This is a genomic window from Streptomyces sp. NPDC015144 (assembly GCF_043079735.1).
GTDB lineage: Bacteria > Actinomycetota > Actinomycetes > Streptomycetales > Streptomycetaceae > Streptomyces.
This window is the reverse complement of sequence record NZ_JBIBUU010000023.1, coordinates 40,605-58,132: the sequence shown is the minus strand read 5'-3', so window position 1 is coordinate 58,132 and position 17,528 is coordinate 40,605. Positions and strand designations below refer to the sequence as shown.

Annotated in this window: 17 protein-coding genes and 1 pseudogene; 4 read left to right on the top strand and 14 right to left on the bottom strand. The window is 71.5% G+C overall.

Annotated features, from left to right (window positions below; genetic code table 11):
* Window positions 1-64: 64 nt before the first annotated feature.
* The 8 genes from ACF08W_RS30100 to ACF08W_RS30065 form a co-directional block, all read right to left on the bottom strand.
* Window positions 65-1,120, bottom strand: a complete 1,056-nt coding sequence (locus tag ACF08W_RS30100) for a peptidase C39 family protein (protein WP_385205619.1) — start codon at window positions 1,118-1,120, stop codon at window positions 65-67.
* Window positions 1,121-1,160: 40 nt separating this feature from the next.
* On the bottom strand, window positions 1,161-3,239 hold the full coding sequence (locus tag ACF08W_RS30095) for an iron ABC transporter permease (protein ID WP_392281195.1): 2,079 nt from the start codon (window positions 3,237-3,239) through the stop codon (window positions 1,161-1,163).
* On the bottom strand, window positions 3,236-4,345 hold the full coding sequence (locus ACF08W_RS30090) for an iron-siderophore ABC transporter substrate-binding protein (protein WP_392281194.1): 1,110 nt from the start codon (window positions 4,343-4,345) through the stop codon (window positions 3,236-3,238). The genes ACF08W_RS30095 and ACF08W_RS30090 overlap by 4 nt, the downstream gene beginning before the upstream one ends.
* Before the next feature lie 73 nt (window positions 4,346-4,418).
* A complete protein-coding gene (locus ACF08W_RS30085; RefSeq protein WP_392281193.1) occupies window positions 4,419-5,327 on the bottom strand; it encodes an ABC transporter ATP-binding protein in 909 nt (302 codons plus the stop codon).
* Window positions 5,328-5,414: 87 nt separating this feature from the next.
* Window positions 5,415-6,296: a helix-turn-helix domain-containing protein gene (locus tag ACF08W_RS30080; protein WP_392281220.1), complete on the bottom strand. Its 882-nt coding sequence runs from the start codon at window positions 6,294-6,296 to the stop codon at window positions 5,415-5,417.
* A gap of 165 nt (window positions 6,297-6,461) precedes the next feature.
* On the bottom strand, window positions 6,462-7,202 hold the full coding sequence (locus tag ACF08W_RS30075) for a hypothetical protein (protein WP_392281192.1): 741 nt from the start codon (window positions 7,200-7,202) through the stop codon (window positions 6,462-6,464).
* Window positions 7,203-7,373: 171 nt separating this feature from the next.
* Window positions 7,374-8,681 carry a VanZ family protein gene (locus tag ACF08W_RS30070; protein ID WP_385205639.1) on the bottom strand — a complete coding sequence of 436 codons (1,308 nt, stop codon included), beginning with the start codon at window positions 8,679-8,681 and terminating at the stop codon, window positions 7,374-7,376.
* Between the two features lie 183 nt (window positions 8,682-8,864).
* Window positions 8,865-9,692 carry an alpha/beta fold hydrolase gene (locus tag ACF08W_RS30065; RefSeq protein WP_392281191.1) on the bottom strand — a complete coding sequence of 276 codons (828 nt, stop codon included), beginning with the start codon at window positions 9,690-9,692 and terminating at the stop codon, window positions 8,865-8,867.
* 173 nt (window positions 9,693-9,865) lie between these two features.
* Here ACF08W_RS30065 and ACF08W_RS30060 point away from each other — a divergent pair, with 173 nt between their 5' ends.
* Window positions 9,866-10,732: a phosphotransferase gene (locus ACF08W_RS30060; RefSeq protein ID WP_392281190.1), complete on the top strand. Its 867-nt coding sequence runs from the start codon at window positions 9,866-9,868 to the stop codon at window positions 10,730-10,732.
* Between the two features lie 79 nt (window positions 10,733-10,811).
* Here ACF08W_RS30060 and ACF08W_RS30055 read toward each other — a convergent pair whose 3' ends face one another.
* A complete protein-coding gene (locus ACF08W_RS30055) occupies window positions 10,812-12,407 on the bottom strand; it encodes an AMP-binding protein (protein WP_392281189.1) in 1,596 nt (531 codons plus the stop codon).
* Between the two features lie 253 nt (window positions 12,408-12,660).
* Between ACF08W_RS30055 and ACF08W_RS30050 the strand changes: the two genes are divergently transcribed.
* Entirely contained in the window at window positions 12,661-13,500 is an 840-nt protein-coding gene (locus tag ACF08W_RS30050; protein ID WP_392281188.1) for a hypothetical protein, read from the top strand.
* A gap of 74 nt (window positions 13,501-13,574) precedes the next feature.
* Entirely contained in the window at window positions 13,575-14,129 is a 555-nt protein-coding gene (locus ACF08W_RS30045) for a hypothetical protein (protein ID WP_392281187.1), read from the top strand.
* 105 nt (window positions 14,130-14,234) lie between these two features.
* On the opposite strand, the gene ACF08W_RS30040 is transcribed toward ACF08W_RS30045, so the two are convergent.
* From ACF08W_RS30040 to ACF08W_RS30020, 5 genes and pseudogenes are all read right to left on the bottom strand, one after another.
* Window positions 14,235-14,600, bottom strand: coding sequence for a hypothetical protein (locus tag ACF08W_RS30040; RefSeq protein WP_385205659.1), 366 nt, complete (start codon window positions 14,598-14,600; stop codon window positions 14,235-14,237).
* 286 nt (window positions 14,601-14,886) lie between these two features.
* The gene (locus ACF08W_RS30035; protein WP_392281186.1) at window positions 14,887-15,483 is read right to left on the bottom strand and encodes a hypothetical protein; all 597 of its coding nucleotides are present in this window, start codon (window positions 15,481-15,483) and stop codon (window positions 14,887-14,889) included.
* Between the two features lie 86 nt (window positions 15,484-15,569).
* Window positions 15,570-15,689, bottom strand: a pseudogene (locus tag ACF08W_RS30030) (IS5/IS1182 family transposase); the annotation flags it as partial.
* Window positions 15,690-15,816: 127 nt separating this feature from the next.
* Entirely contained in the window at window positions 15,817-16,020 is a 204-nt protein-coding gene (locus ACF08W_RS30025; RefSeq protein WP_392281185.1) for a DUF397 domain-containing protein, read from the bottom strand.
* Complete coding sequence (locus tag ACF08W_RS30020; RefSeq protein ID WP_352273268.1) at window positions 16,020-16,844, bottom strand: helix-turn-helix transcriptional regulator; 825 nt, start codon at window positions 16,842-16,844, stop codon at window positions 16,020-16,022. Before ACF08W_RS30020 ends, ACF08W_RS30025 begins: the two co-directional genes overlap by 1 nt.
* 200 nt (window positions 16,845-17,044) lie before the next feature.
* Here ACF08W_RS30020 and ACF08W_RS30015 point away from each other — a divergent pair, with 200 nt between their 5' ends.
* Complete coding sequence (locus ACF08W_RS30015) at window positions 17,045-17,524, top strand: ATP-binding protein (RefSeq protein WP_392281184.1); 480 nt, start codon at window positions 17,045-17,047, stop codon at window positions 17,522-17,524.
* Window positions 17,525-17,528 lie beyond the last annotated feature (4 nt).

Sequence of the window (17,528 nt, the reverse complement as noted above, 5' to 3'; positions counted from 1 at the left end):
GATACAGGACTGTATTCGCATACGGTTCCGTATCCAAAAGGTTTTCGAGGCTGCCCGGAGGGCTCTACGGGGCGCCCACGACCACGGCGCCGCGGAACGGAGCCTCCCCGGCGATCAGCGACATCGCGTCCAGCGACGGATCGGGCACCGGCAGCAGATGGGCGTCGACCCAGGTGTCGCCCGAGGCGGTCTGTGACCAGGGGTCCTCGATCACGAGGGCGCCGGGCACGGCTCCGTGGCAGAGCACCCAGTGCGGTACGTCGAAGCCCTGCATCGCGGCGAGCGAGACCAGGAGCAGCACATGGCCCCGCCGGGCGACCGCGTCCCGGATCGCGGTCACGGGCAGGCGGGAGGGCTCGACCGGCAGCCCGGTCCGTCCCGCCTCCTCCCGCGACGCGCGCTGGAGCACGGCGCGCCAGTCCCGTTCCTCCTGGGTGCAGTGGTCGAGCAGTACCGGCCGGTCGGTGTCGAGGTGGACGGTGACCGGGGCCGAGGGCCACGCGCGGCGGACGGCGACGCCCAGGCCGACGGGTTCGCACGCGGGGAAGTTCGTCGCCTCCCGCCAGAGCGTCAGCTCCGCCGTACGGTCGAGCGAGGCCCATGGCACGGCCCCCGCATGGGCCCGCGCGACCAGGGCGGTGACCGCGCCGCAGGTGAAGTGGGTGGTCTGCCCGTAGTACGCGGGCTCCGGGACGGCCACCTCCGGGCCGGGCAGCCAGCGCACGTATCCGGTGGGCGGGGCGTCCGGCCCGGTCGCCGTCAACGGGGCGCGCAGCGGCGCGAATCCGGCGGCGAGGGCGGCCCCCGGGTCCACCGTCCACCCTTCCCACTTGACCTGGACGAGCCCCTGGCGGCGTGCGTGGCCGACCACCGCCCCGGCGGCCGCCGTCACGTCGCCGACCGCGTCGACGATCTTCAGGTAGGCGGTTTCCGGACGGGCCGTCACGAGCGCGGCGGCCGCCCAGCCCGCGCCGTCCTCCCGGGCGACGGCCACCAGACGCGGGGCATGGGCGGACCGGTCGACGTCCCGCCAGTGCTCCGGCACACCGCCGAGCCGGGCCAGCGCGGCCGGGGGAGCGGCGGGATCGAACGGGACGACGACAACAGCGCCGCTCTTCACGGGCGGACTCCTCCGCTCGTACGGACGGGGCAACGGAACGTCATGCGCGGGACCTCCTGAGCATCCAGATGAAGTAGGGGGCTCCGACCAGCGAGATCATCAGCCCCGCGGGCAGCTGGGCCGGGGCGACGAGCGTGCGGCCCAGCGCGTCGGCCACGCAGACCAGCAGCGCGCCGAGCAGCATCGCCACCGGGATCACCCGGCCGTGCCGGGCGCCCACCAACGACCGGGCGAGGTGCGGGGCGACGAGCCCCACGAACCCGACGACACCGACGGCGAGCACGCTCAGTGCCGCGAGCACCGCGGCGATCGTCAGCGCGGCGAACCGGGTGCGTTCCGGCCGGACGCCGACCACCCGGGGCGTGTCCTCGTCGACGGCGAGCAGATCGAGCCGGTGCCGCATGGCGAGCAGCACGGGCAACGCCACGGCCACCGCGACCGCGACCGGTACGACGTCGGGCAGGGTGCGCCCGTAGGTCGTCCCGGAGAGCCAGGTGAAGATCCGGGGCGTGTTCCACGGGTCCGCGCGCAGCAGCAGGAAGGTGGTGACGGAGCTGAGGCCGTACCCGCAGCCGATGCCGATCAGGACGAACCGGTCGGGCAGGAAGCCGCCGCGCCGGGCGAGCGCGGCGATCAGCGCGAACGTGGCGAGCCCGGTCGCCACCGCCGCCACGACGAGCAGTGGGCGCCCGCCGGACAGCCCCGAGGTCGCGACGGCCGCCGCGCCCAGCCCGGCGCCCGCCGTGATGCCGAGCACCCCCGGCTCGGCCAGCGGATTGCGGACGGAGCTCTGCACCACGCATCCGGCCAGCCCCAGCGCCGCCCCCGCGAGCACCGCGGCGACCACCCTCGGTACCCGGTCGTCGAGCGCTTGGCCGATCAGGTCCGGGGCGGCTCCCCGGGCCCAGAGCGCGAGGTCGCCCGTACGCAGCCAGAGGCTGCCCGCGAGGACCGCGACGAGCACCGCCGCCGCCAGCAGCGCCACCGCCCCGGCCACGACGAGGAGGTACGAGCGGCGCGACCGCGCGGCGACCCGGCCGCCGCCCGCCCGTCCGGCCCCGCCGGTGTCCCGCAGCCGGAGCGCGAGGACCACGATCACGACGGCGCCGAGCAGCGCGGTCGGCACCCCGGTCGGGATCGCGGCGGCCTCCCCGGCCCCCTGCACCGCGCGCAGTCCCGCGTCCGCGAGGAGGATCAGCAGGGCGCCGAGCAGCCCGGCGGCGGGCACCAGAAGGAGGTGCCGGCGCAGTGCCCGGACCCGCCCCGCCAGCAGCCGGGCCAGGACGGGGGCGCCGAGCCCGACGAAGGCGATCGGGCCCGCGAGCGTCACCGCCGTACTGGTCAGCAGCACCGCGCAGAGCACGGCGGCCACCCGGGTGGCACGGACCGGCACCCCGAGGGAGGCGGCGGTGTCGTCGCCGAGCCCCAGCACGTCCAGCTTCCGGGAGAGGACCAGGGCGACGCACGCCACCACCGCCAGGAGCGGAAGGGCGCGCACCGACGCGTCGATGTTCAGCTGGGCCAGCGAACCGCTGCCCCAGGCGTAGAGGCCGGTCGTGTTCTTCTGGAACAGGACGAGCAGCATCCCGGTCGCCGAGTCCAGGGCCATCGCCGTCGCCGACCCGGCGAGGACGAGACGGGTGCCCGAGGTGCCCGCGGCCCGGCCGGTGAGCGCCAGCACCAGCGCCGCCGCGAGCAGCCCCCCGGTGAAGGCGACCGCGCCCGACGCCCACAGCGGGACGGCGATACCGAAGGCGGCGACGGCCGAGAGCGTGAAGTAGGCCCCGGCGGTGACCGCGAGGGTGTCCGGGGAGGCGAGGGCGTTGCGCGTGACGGACTGGAGGAGCGCACCGGCGCAGCCGAGCGCGAACCCCACCGCCACCCCCGCGAGCAGCCGGGGCAGCCGCGAGCCGGTGAAGATCTCCCCGACCCGCGCGCCGTCCGGGCCCCCGCGCTCCCCGGCGAGGTGGCGCAGCAGATCCCGGGCGCCCACCCCGGACGTTCCCTGCGTCAGATGCCACAGGCCCACCGCGACGACCGCGACGAGCAGGGCCGCCAGGACGGCCGCCCCGGACCGGAGTCCGCCCCGGCCGGGGGCCGTCGTATCCGGTGCGCTCACTTCTCGCCGGTGTTCTCGTCGTTGTCCGCGGCGGTGTTCCCGTCGAGCACGTCGACGTACGCGTCGATCGCCTGCGCGCAGGAGCGCGGGCCGCCCGCACCCCAGACCCGGGCCGGGAAGGCGTGCGCGCGGCCCTCCTTCACGGCCGGGATCGACTTCCAGATCGGGTTCTTCGCCAGAGCCGCGACGTAGCCGCCCGCGCCCTCGTCGTTGGCGTAGAAGAGGTTGGCCTTCCCGACCGCGGTCAGCCCCTCGACATCGGTCTGCGCCAGCCCGTACGAGGGGTCGACGCCGCCGTTCCCGTGGGCCTTGTCGACCGCGTCGGTCCACGCGGGGGTCATGCCGAGTTCCTCGCCTATCGCGGTGAACAGGGCGCCCTTGCCGTAGGGGCGGACGGTGAGGTTGCCGCCCTGGAGCCAGCCGTCGAAGAAGAGGAAGTCCTTCGTCGGCAGGTCGGCGTCGGCCACCTTCTGCTTCGCCGTGGCAAGGTGCTCGTCGAACTCCTTCAGCACCTGGTCGGAGCGTTCGGTGCGCCCGGTCGCCTTGCCGATCATGCCGAACACGTTCCGCATGTTGCCGATCGGGTCGGCCGGGTCCGCGCCCTTCGTGACCATGACCGGCACGCCGCGCTTCTCCAGCTTCTTGACGATCTCGTCGTCGGCCTTGAACGCCTCGACGACGACGAGGTCGGGCTTGGCCGCGGCGAGGGTGTCCAGGTCGGGTTCCTCGCGGGTGCCGATGTCGGTCACCTTGCCGGGCAGCTTCTCCGCGCTGACCCAGGTGCGGTAGCCCTTGGCGTCGGAGACCGCGACCGGGGTGACGCACAGGGTGAGCGCGTCCTCGATCTGCTGCCACTCCAGGACCGCGATCCGCTCGGCGGGCTTGTCGAGCGTCACCTGACGGCCGACGCCGTCCTTGAACGACACCGGTCCGGTCGACGTGGCCGTCCTGTCGTCGGCGCAGCTCTTCGACCCGGGCGACCCGGGCGGCGTGGCACCGGCGGCCTTGTCCGCCGTGTCGACGCTGGTCGTGCCGCAGGCCGTCGCGGAGAGTACGACGGCGAGGCCGGTGGCGGCCGATGCCGCCAGGCGACGGGCACGGTTCATGGCAGTTCCTCTTTCGGATGGTTCAGAAGGGCGAGCACGCGAGGTGCTCAAGGTGCTGGGGATGAGGGGTGGTTCAGGTGGTGGCGGCGGTGCGGGCGGAGTGCCGCCCGAGCGGGTCGATACGGAGCCGGCCGGTACGCGGTTCCACCGCGACCTCGACGCGGATGTCGTAGACCGCGCCGATGTTCCGCGCGGTGAGGACGTCGACGGGGGCGCCCACCGCGTGCACCCGGCCGGCGCCCATCAGGACGACGGTGTCCGCGACGCGGGAGGCGTGGTCGAGGTCGTGCAGCACGATCCCCACCGCGACGCCGTGCTCCTCGACCAGATCGCGCACCAGGTCGAGCGTCTCGATCTGGTAGCGCAGATCCAGGTGGTTCGTCGGCTCGTCCAGCAGGACGACCCCGGTGTCCTGGGCCAGGCAGGCCGCGAGCCAGACGCGCTGCATCTCCCCGCCGGAGAGCTCCCCGACCGGCCGCCCGGCCATGTCCCGGACCCCGGTGACGCCCATGGCGCGCCGGACGGCGTCGCGGTCGTCGCCGGTCGGCCCGCCGAAGCCGCGCCGGTAGGGATGGCGCCCGAAGGCCACGACCTCCGCGACCGTCAGCCCCTGCGGCGCGGGCCTCGACTGGGAGAACAGCGTGACCTCCCGCGCGAACCGGCGCGCGCTCAGCAGCGCCGCCGCGCGCTCGGGGGCTCCGTCGCGGCCGCCGAGCGTCACCCGGCCGCCGTCGACCGGGTGGAGCCGGGCGAGCGCCCGCAGCAGCGTCGACTTCCCACTGCCGTTCGGCCCCACCAGCGCGGTGGCGCGCCCCGGTTCCAGGGTCAGTGAGACGCCGTGGACGACCGGCGCCCTGCCGTAACGCAGGACCAGGTCGTGGCCGCCGAGGGGGACCGGCGCCGAACGGGCGGGGGCGTCGGCGGGGTCGGAGGCGGGGGTGGCGGCGCGCGCGACGGTGCGCCGGGAGGAGTGAGTGAGCATCGAGGGATCCGGGTGACTGGAGCGGACAGTGGCAACTAAGGGTTACCTAACTAAGGGAACCCTATCTTCCGCTTGTCGTGGCGGCAATCAGGAGTTCTGGACACCCGATGCGGGATTCCGGACACCGTCCGGGGTGCCACCGGCCCGGCTGGCTCCGACCGCTCCGACCGTTCCGACCGCTTCGCCCGTTTCGTCGAAGAAGGCGCCCGGGGTCGTGCCCATGACGCGCCGGAAGGCGGCGATGAACGTGCTGGGCTGCGCGTACCCCAGGGAATCGGAGACGTCCCGCACGTCGAGACCCTCGGAGAGCAGGGTCAGTGCGTGATGGGCGCGCAGCATCTGCCGCCACTGCGCGAAGGAGAGCCCGGTCGTCCGGCGGAAGGCGCGGGCGATCGTACGGTCGCTGATCCCCAGCGTCCGCGCCCACCCGTCCAGCGAGCGGGGGTCGGCGGGGTCGTCCAGCAAAGTCTCGGCGATGGGGTCGATCCGGGGATCGCCGGGCAGCCGCAGGGCGAACTGCCGTTCCGAGGGCCGCAGTACGTCGAAGACGACCGCCTCCGCCCGCGCCCTGGCCCCGGCGTCGAGGTCCGTGTGGGCCAGATGGGTCAGCAGGGACTCCAGGACCGGCGTCATCGTGATCGCGGTCGGTGAGCCGAACGCGACCGGGGTGCGGTCGGGTGCGAAGAAGGCGCTGTGGAACTCGACCCCCGCCGTGGTCCGCCCACCGTGCACCACCCCGGCCGGCATCCACAGCCCGTGCCCCTCGGACACGGTGAGGACGCGGTCCTCCACCCGGGACGTCAGCGTTCCCCCGCGCACCCAGACCAGTTCGTGCAGGTCGTGCGCGTGCGGCACCCACTCCGTGGGTACGGACGGGACCTGCGACCCGGCGAGAATCGCGAAGGGGCTCCCCGTGTGCCCGGTTGCCACCGCCCGGCGCACCACGGTGCCCGACTCGCGCCGCCACATCCCCGCACTCGTGCCATTACGGGATGATCGGGTCATACGGGCGAGTCTATCCAGGCTGCCGCCCCCACGGCCGGGGCGGGGGCGGCCCCGGACGGATCCGCCCGAGGGCCGCCGGGGAGACGCGGCCGTACGGGACACCCCCGGCCACCCGCTGAGCCGGGCGGCCTACTTCACCCGGGGTGTGAGGGCCTTCGCCAACTTCATGACGTCGGCGAACTTCCCGCCGTCGTTGTCGGAGGACACGGACAACAGCCGGTCACCGACCCGTGTGACGACGGTCTCCCGGCCGACGTACGCCTTCCGGTCGATCGTGATGCGCACGCCCTCGTCCCCGACGCCGTCGACGGCGCTGACGGTGATGGTGACCGGGTTGTTCAACAGTCCCGCCGAGTTCGGCTCGTAGGTTGTTCCGCAGAGCCCCTCCAGCGACCTCAGGTTCCCGAACGCCTCCGACGCCTGACCGGCGGAGTAGGCGCGCACCATGACCCCGACCTCATGGGCGTGCGGGTCGGTGACCCCCAGGTTGGCGTACGCGCCCCAGCCGCCGAGAGCCCCCTCCGTGCCGTGCTCGGACAGTTGGTCGCAGCCGAAGTTCGCCGCCGCGCCGGGGTCGGCGGACGGCGCCACCGGCTTCGGCCCGCTGTCGTGCTCGGTGAACGCGGTGGAGACCTTCCACCCCTTGGGCAGGGTGCGGTTGGTCGGCAGATAGGTCTTCAGGACCGACCCCGGCACCACGTCCGGGTCCGCGGTCGGCGCCGCGGGTGCCGACGGCGACGGGCTGTCGACGGCGGCCGTCGCGGCCGGGCCGTCGGCCTGCGGCTCCTCCGACGCCGACGAGCCGCAGCCGATGCAGAGGACGGCCGCGCAGACGACCCCGGCCAGCGCGGGGAACCGAGTGGTGTTCATCGATGCCTCGTTTTCATGCCGCACATGAAAACACACTGAGTGACGTGTCCCCTGCGTGGGGGCATGTGGGAGTCGGTCCGGTTTTATCGAGCAAGTCGCGGGACTACAGGGCGATTTGGCGTTTCGGCGTCGGAACGGTCGGTCGCAGGCCCGGCCCCGGCGGAACAATGCTCAGGGGCCAACCTCGCCGGTCTCGGCGTCCACGTACATCTCGGAAACGTCCGATGCGTCGAAGGCCACGGATACGGTCCACCGGGCGCGCCACTCGCCCTTCTCCATGACCGAGATGAGTCTGCCTGCCTCGACTTCCGCCTTGGACTCCTTCGGGAACGTGTCGGTGACGATGGATTCCGCCTGGGCACGGTCCACCCGGCGAGGAGGGAGCGCCACGGACAGCGGACCGCGCTGAACGTTCAGCCGCGAGACCCGGCCGGTGCGATCGATCTGGACGTCGAGCCGCCGAGGCATGACCACACCGTCCTCGATGTTCCGCCAACTGATGAGCCAGCCGGACTCCGCCCCGTCCCCGAGAGGGGTCGACTCGTGATCGGTTCCCTTGAGGATCCATCCGTAGTGTGCGATCGCGTAGCGACGCGCGATCGCGTACGCGGCATCGGCTTTCTCCGGATTGCCGGATGTGCCGTCCACCGGGTAACTGCCCGGATTCGGTGCGCGGAAGTCTTCCAATTCGACGCTGAATTTCGCCCTGTCGGGCCAGCTCAGTGTCGCCGAGCCGTGGGGCAGAGCAATGAGCAGCGTTTCGGGTCCGCCGTCGTAGCCGGGCTGGACTTGCACATTCACCGGAGAATACCGATCGCCGAACGCCTCCTTGAGTGCCGCTCGCGCAGCGTCCTTCTCCCGGGCGTTCGCGAACCGAAGGCTGGTGGCATCCACGGCGATGGGCGTGATGGCGAGATTCCAGATACACGCGCAGACGGTCAGTGTGCCGATACCGACGACGGCTGTCCGCCTCGCACCCTGGCGCCACGGTTCGATGCTCGAACCCCGAAGTTTCAACAGTGCGCAACCCAGGCCCGCGCCCAGAAGCGCTCCGATGACGTTCATTTCCGCGTCGCTGCTGTCGCAGGTCCGGCCGATCCAGGGAAGGGTCGCCTGCGCCAACTCCACGATGACCGGGGTCAGAACCCCGTACACGACGACGGGAAGAAGGCGCCGGAAAGCCAGGATCGAGGACAACCCAAGAGGCATGCACATGGCGGCATTGAGTAGGCCCTGTTCCGTCTTGAACGGCTCGGTGAAGTCCCTGTTGACGGTGCAGGTCCCGCTTGCCGTGCCCCCGCCCGGCAGAAAGACGGTTACCCCCAGGGCCATGGCCAGAAAGAAGACGAAGGCAGCGACCGCCCAGGAACGTGAATCACGACTACGGGTGAGCCGGTGGGCCGAAAACCCGCTGATGAGTGAGATGGCTATGAGGAAGGCGAGGAAAAATTCCTGATCGTGAAAAACCGCTTTCAGCATGGAGTCTGGTCGTCTCTCTGGAATTGGCGAGGAGCGGCCAAAGTATCGGGCGGTACGCCAACTCCTGCGTGTGGAGGGCGAGATCGCGGAACTCGGGTATGTCCTCCCGCCGGACCAGCCCGGGCCGCGTGCGCGAGCCGGGTCCGGTGGGAAGAACCGGTGCACAGTGTTGTGGAACCGGGGTCAGCCCCAGAACTCCCGCAGGGCGGCGTTGACGGCGGTGGCTTCCTGGGTGTGCGGGTAGTACCCGGGCACCCGCAGGAGGCGGCCTCCGAGGGAGTCCGTGAGGGACTCGGCCACGGCCATGAGGGGGAGCCCCACGTGCTCGCGGTACGCGTCCGGCGCGTCCTCCCAGGTGCCGCAGATCACCAGGACCGGCGGGGCGGCGGCCCGGATCGGCTCCAGCGGGATCTCCGCCTCCCAGATCGGCCGTTCACGCATGGAGGTGGCGACGGCGCGGAGCCGACGCGGGGTGGGAGCGGGCATGGCCATCCCCAACCCCTCGGTGGACGCGCGCAGATACTGCTCCGGTGTGACGCTGTCCGGGATGCCGGGGGCGCCGTCGCGCACCCGGCCGAGGAGTGCGGCGACGACCGGATGGTGCGCGGCCGCGGTGAAGGCGGACGGCTGGACGAGGGCGAGGGAGCGGACGAGGTCGGGCCGGCGCGCGGCGGCGATGAGCGCGGCGACGGCGCCGTTCCCATGCCCCACGAGGTGGGCGCCGCCGGGCCCTGCGGCGGTGACGGCCTCGCCTTCGAGGATCTCCAGGACGTCCTCGGCGTCGATGTCGAAGTCGCTGCGCGCGGTGTCCGGGCTGTCGCCGTATCCCCGACGGTCCATCAGGAGGAGCCGCCGACCGTCCGCGAGGGGCCGTTGTCCGGCGAATCCGTACGCGGGGTCGCTGCCCCAGCTGAAGATGTTGTGAACGAAGAGGGCGGGGGCGGCGTCCGCCGGGGCGGGGCCACCTCCGGCCGGGTCGCGGTCGTCCCACACGGTCACGTGCACGGTCACGGGCCATCCTCCCGGAGCTGGAGAACATCGACTTCGTCGAGCCTACGGGACAGCCCTGGCGTCCCGGTGCGGGGCCGACGCCGGAGGGCGGGCCGGGGCCCGGCACCCGGGCGTGTCCGCCGCGTCGGCCGACACCGCCCCCACCGCCCGCGCGTCCATGGCAGGCTTCGGGGATGGACAAGCCCGACGTGACGCGTGCCATCGCTGCCGCGACCTCGGTCGCCGCATCGCTCGGCCTGCCGGTCGACGACGCGACCGTCCTCCACAACTCGAACAAGCTGGCGCTGCGGCTGACGCCGTGCGACGTCTTCGCCCGGGTCGCCCCGGTGGGGCAGGAGGTCGCACGGTTCGAAGTCGATCTCGCCCAGCGGCTCACCGGGGCCGGGTGCCCGGTGTGTCCCCTGGAGCCCCGGGTGGAGCCGCGCGTGTACGGATGCGACGGCTTCGCCGTGACGTTGTGGACCTACTACGAGCCCGTGACGCCGCACCTCCCACCGGCCGACTACGCCGGGGCGCTGGAGCGGCTGCATGCCGGAATGCGCGGCATCGGTGTGGAGAGCCCGAGGTTCACGGACCGGATCACGGAGGCGGAGGACGTGGTCGCCGACCCGGACCGCTCACCGGAACTCGCCGACGCGGACCGCCTGTTCCTCGGTGACAGGCTGGCGGGCCTGCGACGGGCGATCGACGACCGGGGCGCCGTGGAGCAGTTGCTCCACGGCGAGCCGCATCCGGGCAATGTGCTCAGCACGGGGGACGGCCCGCTCTTCATCGACCTGGAGACGTGCTGCCGCGGCCCCGTCGAGTTCGATCTCGCCCATGCTCCCGAGGCGGTCTGCGCGCACTACCCGGGTGTGGACCGGGCGCTGCTGGACGAGTGCCGGCAGCTCGTCATCGCGATGGTCGTCGCGTGGCGTTGGGAACGTGGCGACCAGTTCCCCAACGGGAGGCGATTCGGGGAGGAGATGCTGCGGTCCCTGCGCGCGGGGCCGCCCTGGCCGACGCTCGACACCTTGACCGGGCGACTGGACGGTCGGTGAGAACGCCGGAGACCGGGCGGACGGGCAAGGTCGGACGCCGGCCCCTTCGAACGGAAGCGGCCGGCGCACCCACGCCGCGTCAGTCGGCCGACGGGGCGGGGCTGCCCGTGCTGCGGGACCGCAGGAGCTTCTTGTCGGGCTTGCCCGCGTCGGTCAGCGGCAGGGCGTCGGCGAGATCGATGCGGTCGGGCTCGTACATTGCTCCCCGCCCCTCCCGCACCCAGGCGCGGAGTTCCGCCACGGATACGGGAACGCCGGGGGCGGTGACGACGGTGGCGTGGATGCGCTCATAGCCGCCCTCGCCCTTCACGCCGTAGACGGCGCTCTGCCGAACGGCGGGGTGGGTGTGGAGGAAGTCCTCCAGTTCGGTGGTGTACACGTGGCCACCGACCACCGCGATCATGTCCTTGATCCGGTCGACCACGGTCAGGTAGCCCTGGCTGTCCAACAAGCCGAGGTTGCCGGTGTGCACCCAATCGTCCCGCAGGACCTGCGCGGTGAGTTCGGGGTTCTTCCAGTACCCCTCCATCATCCCGTCCGCGCTGCGTACACAGATTTCCCCGACCTCGCCGACGGGCAGCGGTGTGCCGTGGTCCGGGTCGCGGATCTCGACCTCGACGCCGGGGACCGGACGTCCCGCGGTGCGCAGGATGTCGAGGCGGTCGGGATCGTGCTCGGCGGCGGGCAGTACGCTCACCGCTCCCGCCTCGAACTGCCCGTACCCCTGCTGCAGCACCCGCCCCAGACGTTGTACCGCCTGGGCGATGCGGGTCGGGGAGGACGGTGTGCCGCCGTAGGTGATCTGCTGGAGGCTGGAGGTGTCGGTGCGCCCGGCGTCGGGGTGGTCGAGGACCTGGTAGAGCAGCGGAGGCAGCAGCATCATGTTCGTGATCCGCTCACGGGCGATCGTGGCCAGTACCTCTCCCGGGTCGAAGGCGTAGTGCAGGAAGACGGTGCCGCCCGAGGAGAGCGTGCCGTCCGCGATGAACCCGGCGGCATGCGACAGCGGAGTGCACACCAGGTCACGCCGCCCCGTCCCGCTGAACAGTTCCCTGGTCCGCGCGATCCCTTCGTGCATCCTGGCGAACGTGCTGCGTACCCCCTTGGGATGACCGGTGGTCCCTCCCGAGTGCCGGATGAAGCACAGATCCTCGGGCCGGGCGGCACTGGTGACCGGAGTGTCCGGCTGCTCGGCGGCGAGAGCGAGAAGGTCCTCACCCAGGCCCTCCGCACGGTCGGTCCCCTGCGGTCCGGGGCCGGGGTCCCCACCGAGCACCAGGACGTGCCGCATGGGTGGAACGGCCCGGACGAGTTCGGCGCCCCGGGCGGCCAGGCGAGGATCGACGATGAACGCGTAGGTGTCGACATCGGCCATCATCAGCGCCTGCACCTCGACGGAGAGCCGGTTGTAGAGGTGATTGAAGTGCGCGCCCAGCAGGTTGACCGCGTACCGCACGGCGATCGTCTCCGGGAGATTCCCGCACAGCAGCGTGACCGTCCTGCCCGGACCGACCCCGCGCTCCCGCAGGGCGCGCGCCAGGCGGTGGACCAAGGAGCGGAACTCGACCGCGGTGAAGGCACGCTCCTCACCCACGACGATCCGCTGTCCCGGGGTGCTGTCGAGTCCGTCGAGGATGATCTCGACGTAGTTGCGGAATTCAGGCGTTGGAGGCACGGAAGGGTCCCTTCTGAAGTACCGACGTGTCCCTGCGCGGGGACACGAACGACCTGTCGCCGCCATGATCCGTCAGCGTGCCGCCCGCCGGTCTCCGATCGGCCACTGCGATCTCGACGTCCCGGGCCGCCGTCGCTCCACCGCGCTTGACCTTGACGCGACGGCACGGTTTCTACTGGCGGCATGCGCATCGGAGGGATCGCCGCGCTCGTGGGGTTCGCCGCCCGGGCGCTTTCATGGAAAGGGGACGGGGATGAGCGACCGGTCAAGGGGTGTACGGGTGGCCCGGGTCGCGGTGGCCACCGTGCTGCCGGGCGAACTGGCCCTGGTCGCCTGCCTGGTGGCCGGGGTCCGGCCGCCCGGGTGGGCACTGACGGGCGCCGAGGCGCTGGTGCTCGCCGTGCTGCTGCTGGAGACCTGGGTGCTGCGCTCGCTGTACGCAGCCGCGCGCGCCCGTGGCGCGGACCGCGGGGCGGCGCGGCGGGCCGCCGTAGAGGAGGCGGTGCCGGTGAAGGTCCGCCGCCTGGTCCTCCACGAGCTGCGCGCCCTCGCCTCCCTGGGGCGGTGGGTCCGGCGCCGTCCGCACGGGGCTCGCCCCGGGGACCTCGCCGCCGCGTACACCGGACCTCAGACCGCGACGATGTACGGCCTGCTCTTCGTCATGGTGATCGAGACGGTGGGCCTGGCCCTGCTCATCCCGTGGCCGGTGGTCCACCGGGTGATCCTGGTGCTCGACCTGTACGGCGTCGTCCTCGTGCTGGCCCTGCACGCCTCCTGCGTCACCCGGCCGCACGTCGTGCGCCCCGACGGCTCGCTGCGGATCCGCTACGGAGCCCTCTTCGACCTGGCCGTACCACCGGACGCGGTCGCCTCGGTCCGGGTGGACCGGCGCTATCCCGAGGGCCGCCTGATCACCCTCTCCGAGGACGGGGTTCTCGACCTGATCGTGGGCAGCCAGACCACGGTGACCCTGGAGCTGAACCGGTCCCTCCCTTTCACCCGCCCGCTCGGCGCGACGGGAGAGGCCCGGACCATCCGCTTCCACGCCGACGACCCACGCGCGCTGGTCGGCGCACTCCGCCAGCCCGCCTGAGCGCACCGGTCGGTCCTCCCCGCGGGGGTGCGGTCTATGGTTCATCGACCGGGGGTTCGACGTACGGGGGCGGTGTGGGGGAGCTGCGAGGCAGCCACAAGGCGCACTTCTGGTTGGCGTTGGCCTTCGCCGGGGTCGGGGCGTTGTGTGTGGGTTCGACCTGGCTGCCCGGTGGGCAGGCGCCGCCGAAGTGGCTCGAAGTGGTGTGGTGCCTCGCGGTCTTCCCGGTCTTCGCCGTCGCGCTCATCCGTAGCCTCATCACCGGAGTCGCGGCGGAACTGAAGGACCTCCGGGAGTTCGGCGCGTATGTTCTGCTGCTGCCGCGCCTCCTCAAGCTCACCTATGTCCTCTTCGGCCTGCTGGCCGTCCTCGGCCTCGTCACCGGATTCGGAGCGGCCGAGGACCCACAGGCGGATGCCTCGGGTTATTACTCCACGTACTGGGACACGTCCGTGGATCCGCAGCGCAGCGTCAGGGTGGAGCTCACCGAGTCCGAGTACCGCGATGCGGTGACGAGCCAATTCCGGATCTTCGTTTCCGGTTCGGTGCTCCTCTACGCGTACAGCAGCTTTCTCGTCCTCGTCTCCGCATGGTCGGCGGCCGACCATGCCCGGGGCGGCGCGACGTGACCGGGGAGCCCGACCGGGCCGGGAGCGCCGGTCCGCTGACCGCGATCGCCGCGGAGGGGTTCGGGCCGCTGCACTGCGGCGGGCGGGCCGCTTCGGCGGGCGTGGTCATTCGTCGAGGTACCGGTACCTGTCTTCACCGGGCAGAACGAGGACGCGACCGTCACGGACCTGCAACTCGGTCGCACCGTCGATCTCGTGGCTCGCGAGGAACATGCCCCGGACGAGGTCCCCGTCGTCGTCGGAGGCCGGAATCCGGGCGATCTCCCTGAGCTGGTCCATGAACCAGCTCAGGGCCGATGCGCGGATGTCGGCGCCGTAGAAGACGTAGTGGGTCCAGTTGACCTGCTGCCGGGGCGTGCTCCACCCGTGGGAGTAGTGACCGTCCGCGTGGGACGAGATGACCCCTTCGACGGCCGCGAGTTGTGTCCCGTCGCACTCCAGCCACCCCCTGATCGAGATGTAGACGCCCACAGCACGCCCTTTCCTTCCGTTCCGGCCCGACCGGTCCACCCCTCCGTGCGGGGGGTACGGGGATTGGGCGCGTCGCCACTCCTCGGACGCGCAGCCGACCTCGTAGTGCCACCTACGGCTGGTTGCCCGCACCTGTGTGTTCCGCTCGGATCTTGGCCCTCTGTCGTCGTCACCGGCCTCAGACACCACAACAATGACCAGCAACCTCTACGGTTCAGGTAAGTCGACCACGCAGAACACAACCAAACACCCCCGCCAGGATAAAAGGTCTTTAAGGCGTCGTTTCTTATAGCTGCGGTGAGGACTGGGCGGTCTCAGGGAAGCCCAGTTCATCCAGCAGCGCGTCGAACAATTCCTCCACGAAGGTCTCCCGTGCGCGGAGCAGTTTCTCGATCCGGGACTGCTGCGCCGCGGTCTGGACACCAGCTGCTGAAGCCCACACGAGAGCGCCTTCGGCGTCGGCCTGCACCTCCGCATCGAGTTCTGCGCGTTTATGCCTGATGGCCTCTTCGAACTCCGGGGTGGTCACCCACAGGCTCACGTCGTCCACGTCCTCGGGTTCCTCGACGAGGAGAGCCGCAGCATGGTCCAGATTGAGCCACGCCTGCCAGCGGTGCCCGTCGGTGTTCAGGCCGGTCACGAGAGCGATGCTGCTGTCGGAGACATCAGCTACGCAGGCCGGTGCACCGGTCCATTCGACCAAGGCGGACAGGTCCTCGTCCTGCCAGACGCCTTGCTCCAATTGCAGGGTCTGCCAGCCCCCCGGTCGCGGCTGCCACTCATGCACGTCGTCCTCCAGCCCTGGACCGCTGCCGCCGAACAGGGGTGCTTCCAGTAGCGGGCGCTCGCTGCACGCAAAGACCAGATGACCGGAAAAGCCCATGGAGCCTCCTCGTGGATACCAGCGCACCCTACGAGCAGTCACTGACACCACCGGCGCCGGCCAGCTGTTGCTCCCGACCGACTGGCTCACCGGATCAGTCGGCGGTACCCGATGAGGGTCGCGGCTATGCCGACAAAGGCAAGGAATTGCTCGGCCTTGCGTTCGTGGCGACGGTGCAGACGTCGGCAGCCGGCCAGCCAGGACACGGCGGGTGGCCTCCAGGCTGATGACTCGCGATCCCGCCCGCGACGATGGCCACAGCGCTACGACGGCGCCCCGCACCCGGCGGAAGGCCGGATACGGGGCGGGGGGTGCGTCCGTCGTGCGCGTACGTCAGTGGTCGGTGGCGTAGGAGACGAAGGCGGTCCACTGCTCGGGCCCGAAGGCGAGCCGGGGGCCGTGGGTCTGCTTGGAGTCGCGTACGTGGACGGTCTCGGGGACGACGGCTACCTCCACGCAGTCCGGGCCCTCATTCGTGCTGTAGCTGCTCTTGAACCACTTCAGCACGGGACTGTTCGCTGTCGAGGGGTTGGTCATTACGTCTCTCCCAGCACTTTCTCGATGAAGGCCAGCGACTCACGCGGGGTGAGGGCCTGCGCCCGGATGATGCCACAGTGGATGTCGAAGAGCTGGACCTCCTTGGGATGCGAGAACAGCCGACTGACGAAGTGGGCCTCGCTGTGCCCCACGGTCTCCCCCTTCTCAAGCCGCAGCAGTTTGAACGATCCCGCGAGCCCCGCGTGTTCCTCGCGGTTCGTGGGCATCACCTGGATCTCCACGCCCCGCCGTCGGCCGATTTCCAGCAGGTGTTCGAGCTGCTTCCGCATCACCATTCTGCCCCCGAGCGGGCGTCGGAGCGTCACCTCTTCCATGACGAAAGTGAAGACCCGGGCGGGCTGTTGGTCGAAGATCTCCTGGCGCGCCATACGCGCCGCGACGAGCCGCTCGATCTCCTCCTCACTGAAGGCCGGGCGCCGCATCCCGTACAGCGCCCTGGCGTACTCCTGGGTCTGGAGCAACCCGTTGACGACGGAGTTGTCATAGGCGCAGATCTCGATCGCCTGGTCCTCCAGCTTCGCCAGGTCCCGCACCTTCTTCGGGAACCGGGCCTCCTCGGCCTCCTTACGCAGGGCGGCGATCATGCCGTCCGCCCCGAGCACCTCGTCCGCCCGCTCCAGGAACGCCGCGCTCGGAGCGCGCCGTCCCCGTTCCACCGAGGAGACCTGCTCCTCGCTGTAGCCGATGGCCGCCCCCAGTTCGGCCTGGGTCATGTTCAGCCGGTCGCGCCAGCGCTTGATGGTTCGGCCGATCATCCGCAGGACGAGGGTCGACTCCTCGTCAACGGCGTCGTGCGGTTCCATCCCGTCACCGACCTGTACCGAATGCCCCGTCAGGCTCACGTGCGCACACCTCCACATCCGATCCGTGCATGCTCAACTCCTCGGTGGACAAACCGGTAACGCCACACAGCCCGGACAGACCCGGACAAGACCCGGACAGTCACGCCCTGTACGGGTGTCGCTACTGGTCACCGTAGATCCGGGTGGACACGCTGAGTGACATGAATCGCGAAACCTTCCCCACTCCGGAGTCCCGCCCCGGCGCCGGACAACTCCCCGCCCCCGCGCGCCACTTCGGCATCCAGCTCTCGGCCACCCCGCGGGGTGCCCGGCTTGCCCGCCGTCTCGCGGCCGAGGAGATCCACCGCTGGGGCTGGCCGCACGGGAGCGAGGCGAACCGGACGGCGTCACTGCTGGTGGCCGAGCTGGCCTCCAACGCCGTACGGCACGGCCGGGTGCCCGGCCGGGACTTCCGGCTGCGGCTCACCCTCCAGGGCGGGGACCCGGAACTGCTCGTCGAGGTGACGGACGCGAGCCCCGACCGGACCCCGCCCGCCCCCGGCGCGGTCCGGGCGCCCTCCGGCGACCTCGACACGAGCGGCCGGGGCCTGCTCCTGGTCGAGGCCCTGTCGCGGCGGTGGGGGACCACCGGTGGTGATCCGCACACCAAGACCGTGTGGTGCGAGGTCGCGCTGGCCTGACCCC

Coding starts and splice junctions, on each gene's coding strand:
- ACF08W_RS30090 (WP_392281194.1), bottom strand. CDS start 4,345: ATGAACCGTGCCCGTCGCCTGGCGGCATCGGCCGCCACCGGCCTCGCC.
- ACF08W_RS30085 (WP_392281193.1), bottom strand. CDS start 5,327: ATGCTCACTCACTCCTCCCGGCGCACCGTCGCGCGCGCCGCCACCCCC.
- ACF08W_RS30080 (WP_392281220.1), bottom strand. CDS start 6,296: ATGTGGCGGCGCGAGTCGGGCACCGTGGTGCGCCGGGCGGTGGCAACC.
- ACF08W_RS30075 (WP_392281192.1), bottom strand. CDS start 7,202: ATGAACACCACTCGGTTCCCCGCGCTGGCCGGGGTCGTCTGCGCGGCC.
- ACF08W_RS30070 (WP_385205639.1), bottom strand. CDS start 8,681: ATGCTGAAAGCGGTTTTTCACGATCAGGAATTTTTCCTCGCCTTCCTC.
- ACF08W_RS30060 (WP_392281190.1), top strand. CDS start 9,866: ATGGACAAGCCCGACGTGACGCGTGCCATCGCTGCCGCGACCTCGGTC.
- ACF08W_RS30050 (WP_392281188.1), top strand. CDS start 12,661: ATGAGCGACCGGTCAAGGGGTGTACGGGTGGCCCGGGTCGCGGTGGCC.
- ACF08W_RS30035 (WP_392281186.1), bottom strand. CDS start 15,483: ATGGGCTTTTCCGGTCATCTGGTCTTTGCGTGCAGCGAGCGCCCGCTA.
- ACF08W_RS30025 (WP_392281185.1), bottom strand. CDS start 16,020: ATGACCAACCCCTCGACAGCGAACAGTCCCGTGCTGAAGTGGTTCAAG.
- ACF08W_RS30020 (WP_352273268.1), bottom strand. CDS start 16,844: ATGGAACCGCACGACGCCGTTGACGAGGAGTCGACCCTCGTCCTGCGG.
- ACF08W_RS30015 (WP_392281184.1), top strand. CDS start 17,045: ATGAATCGCGAAACCTTCCCCACTCCGGAGTCCCGCCCCGGCGCCGGA.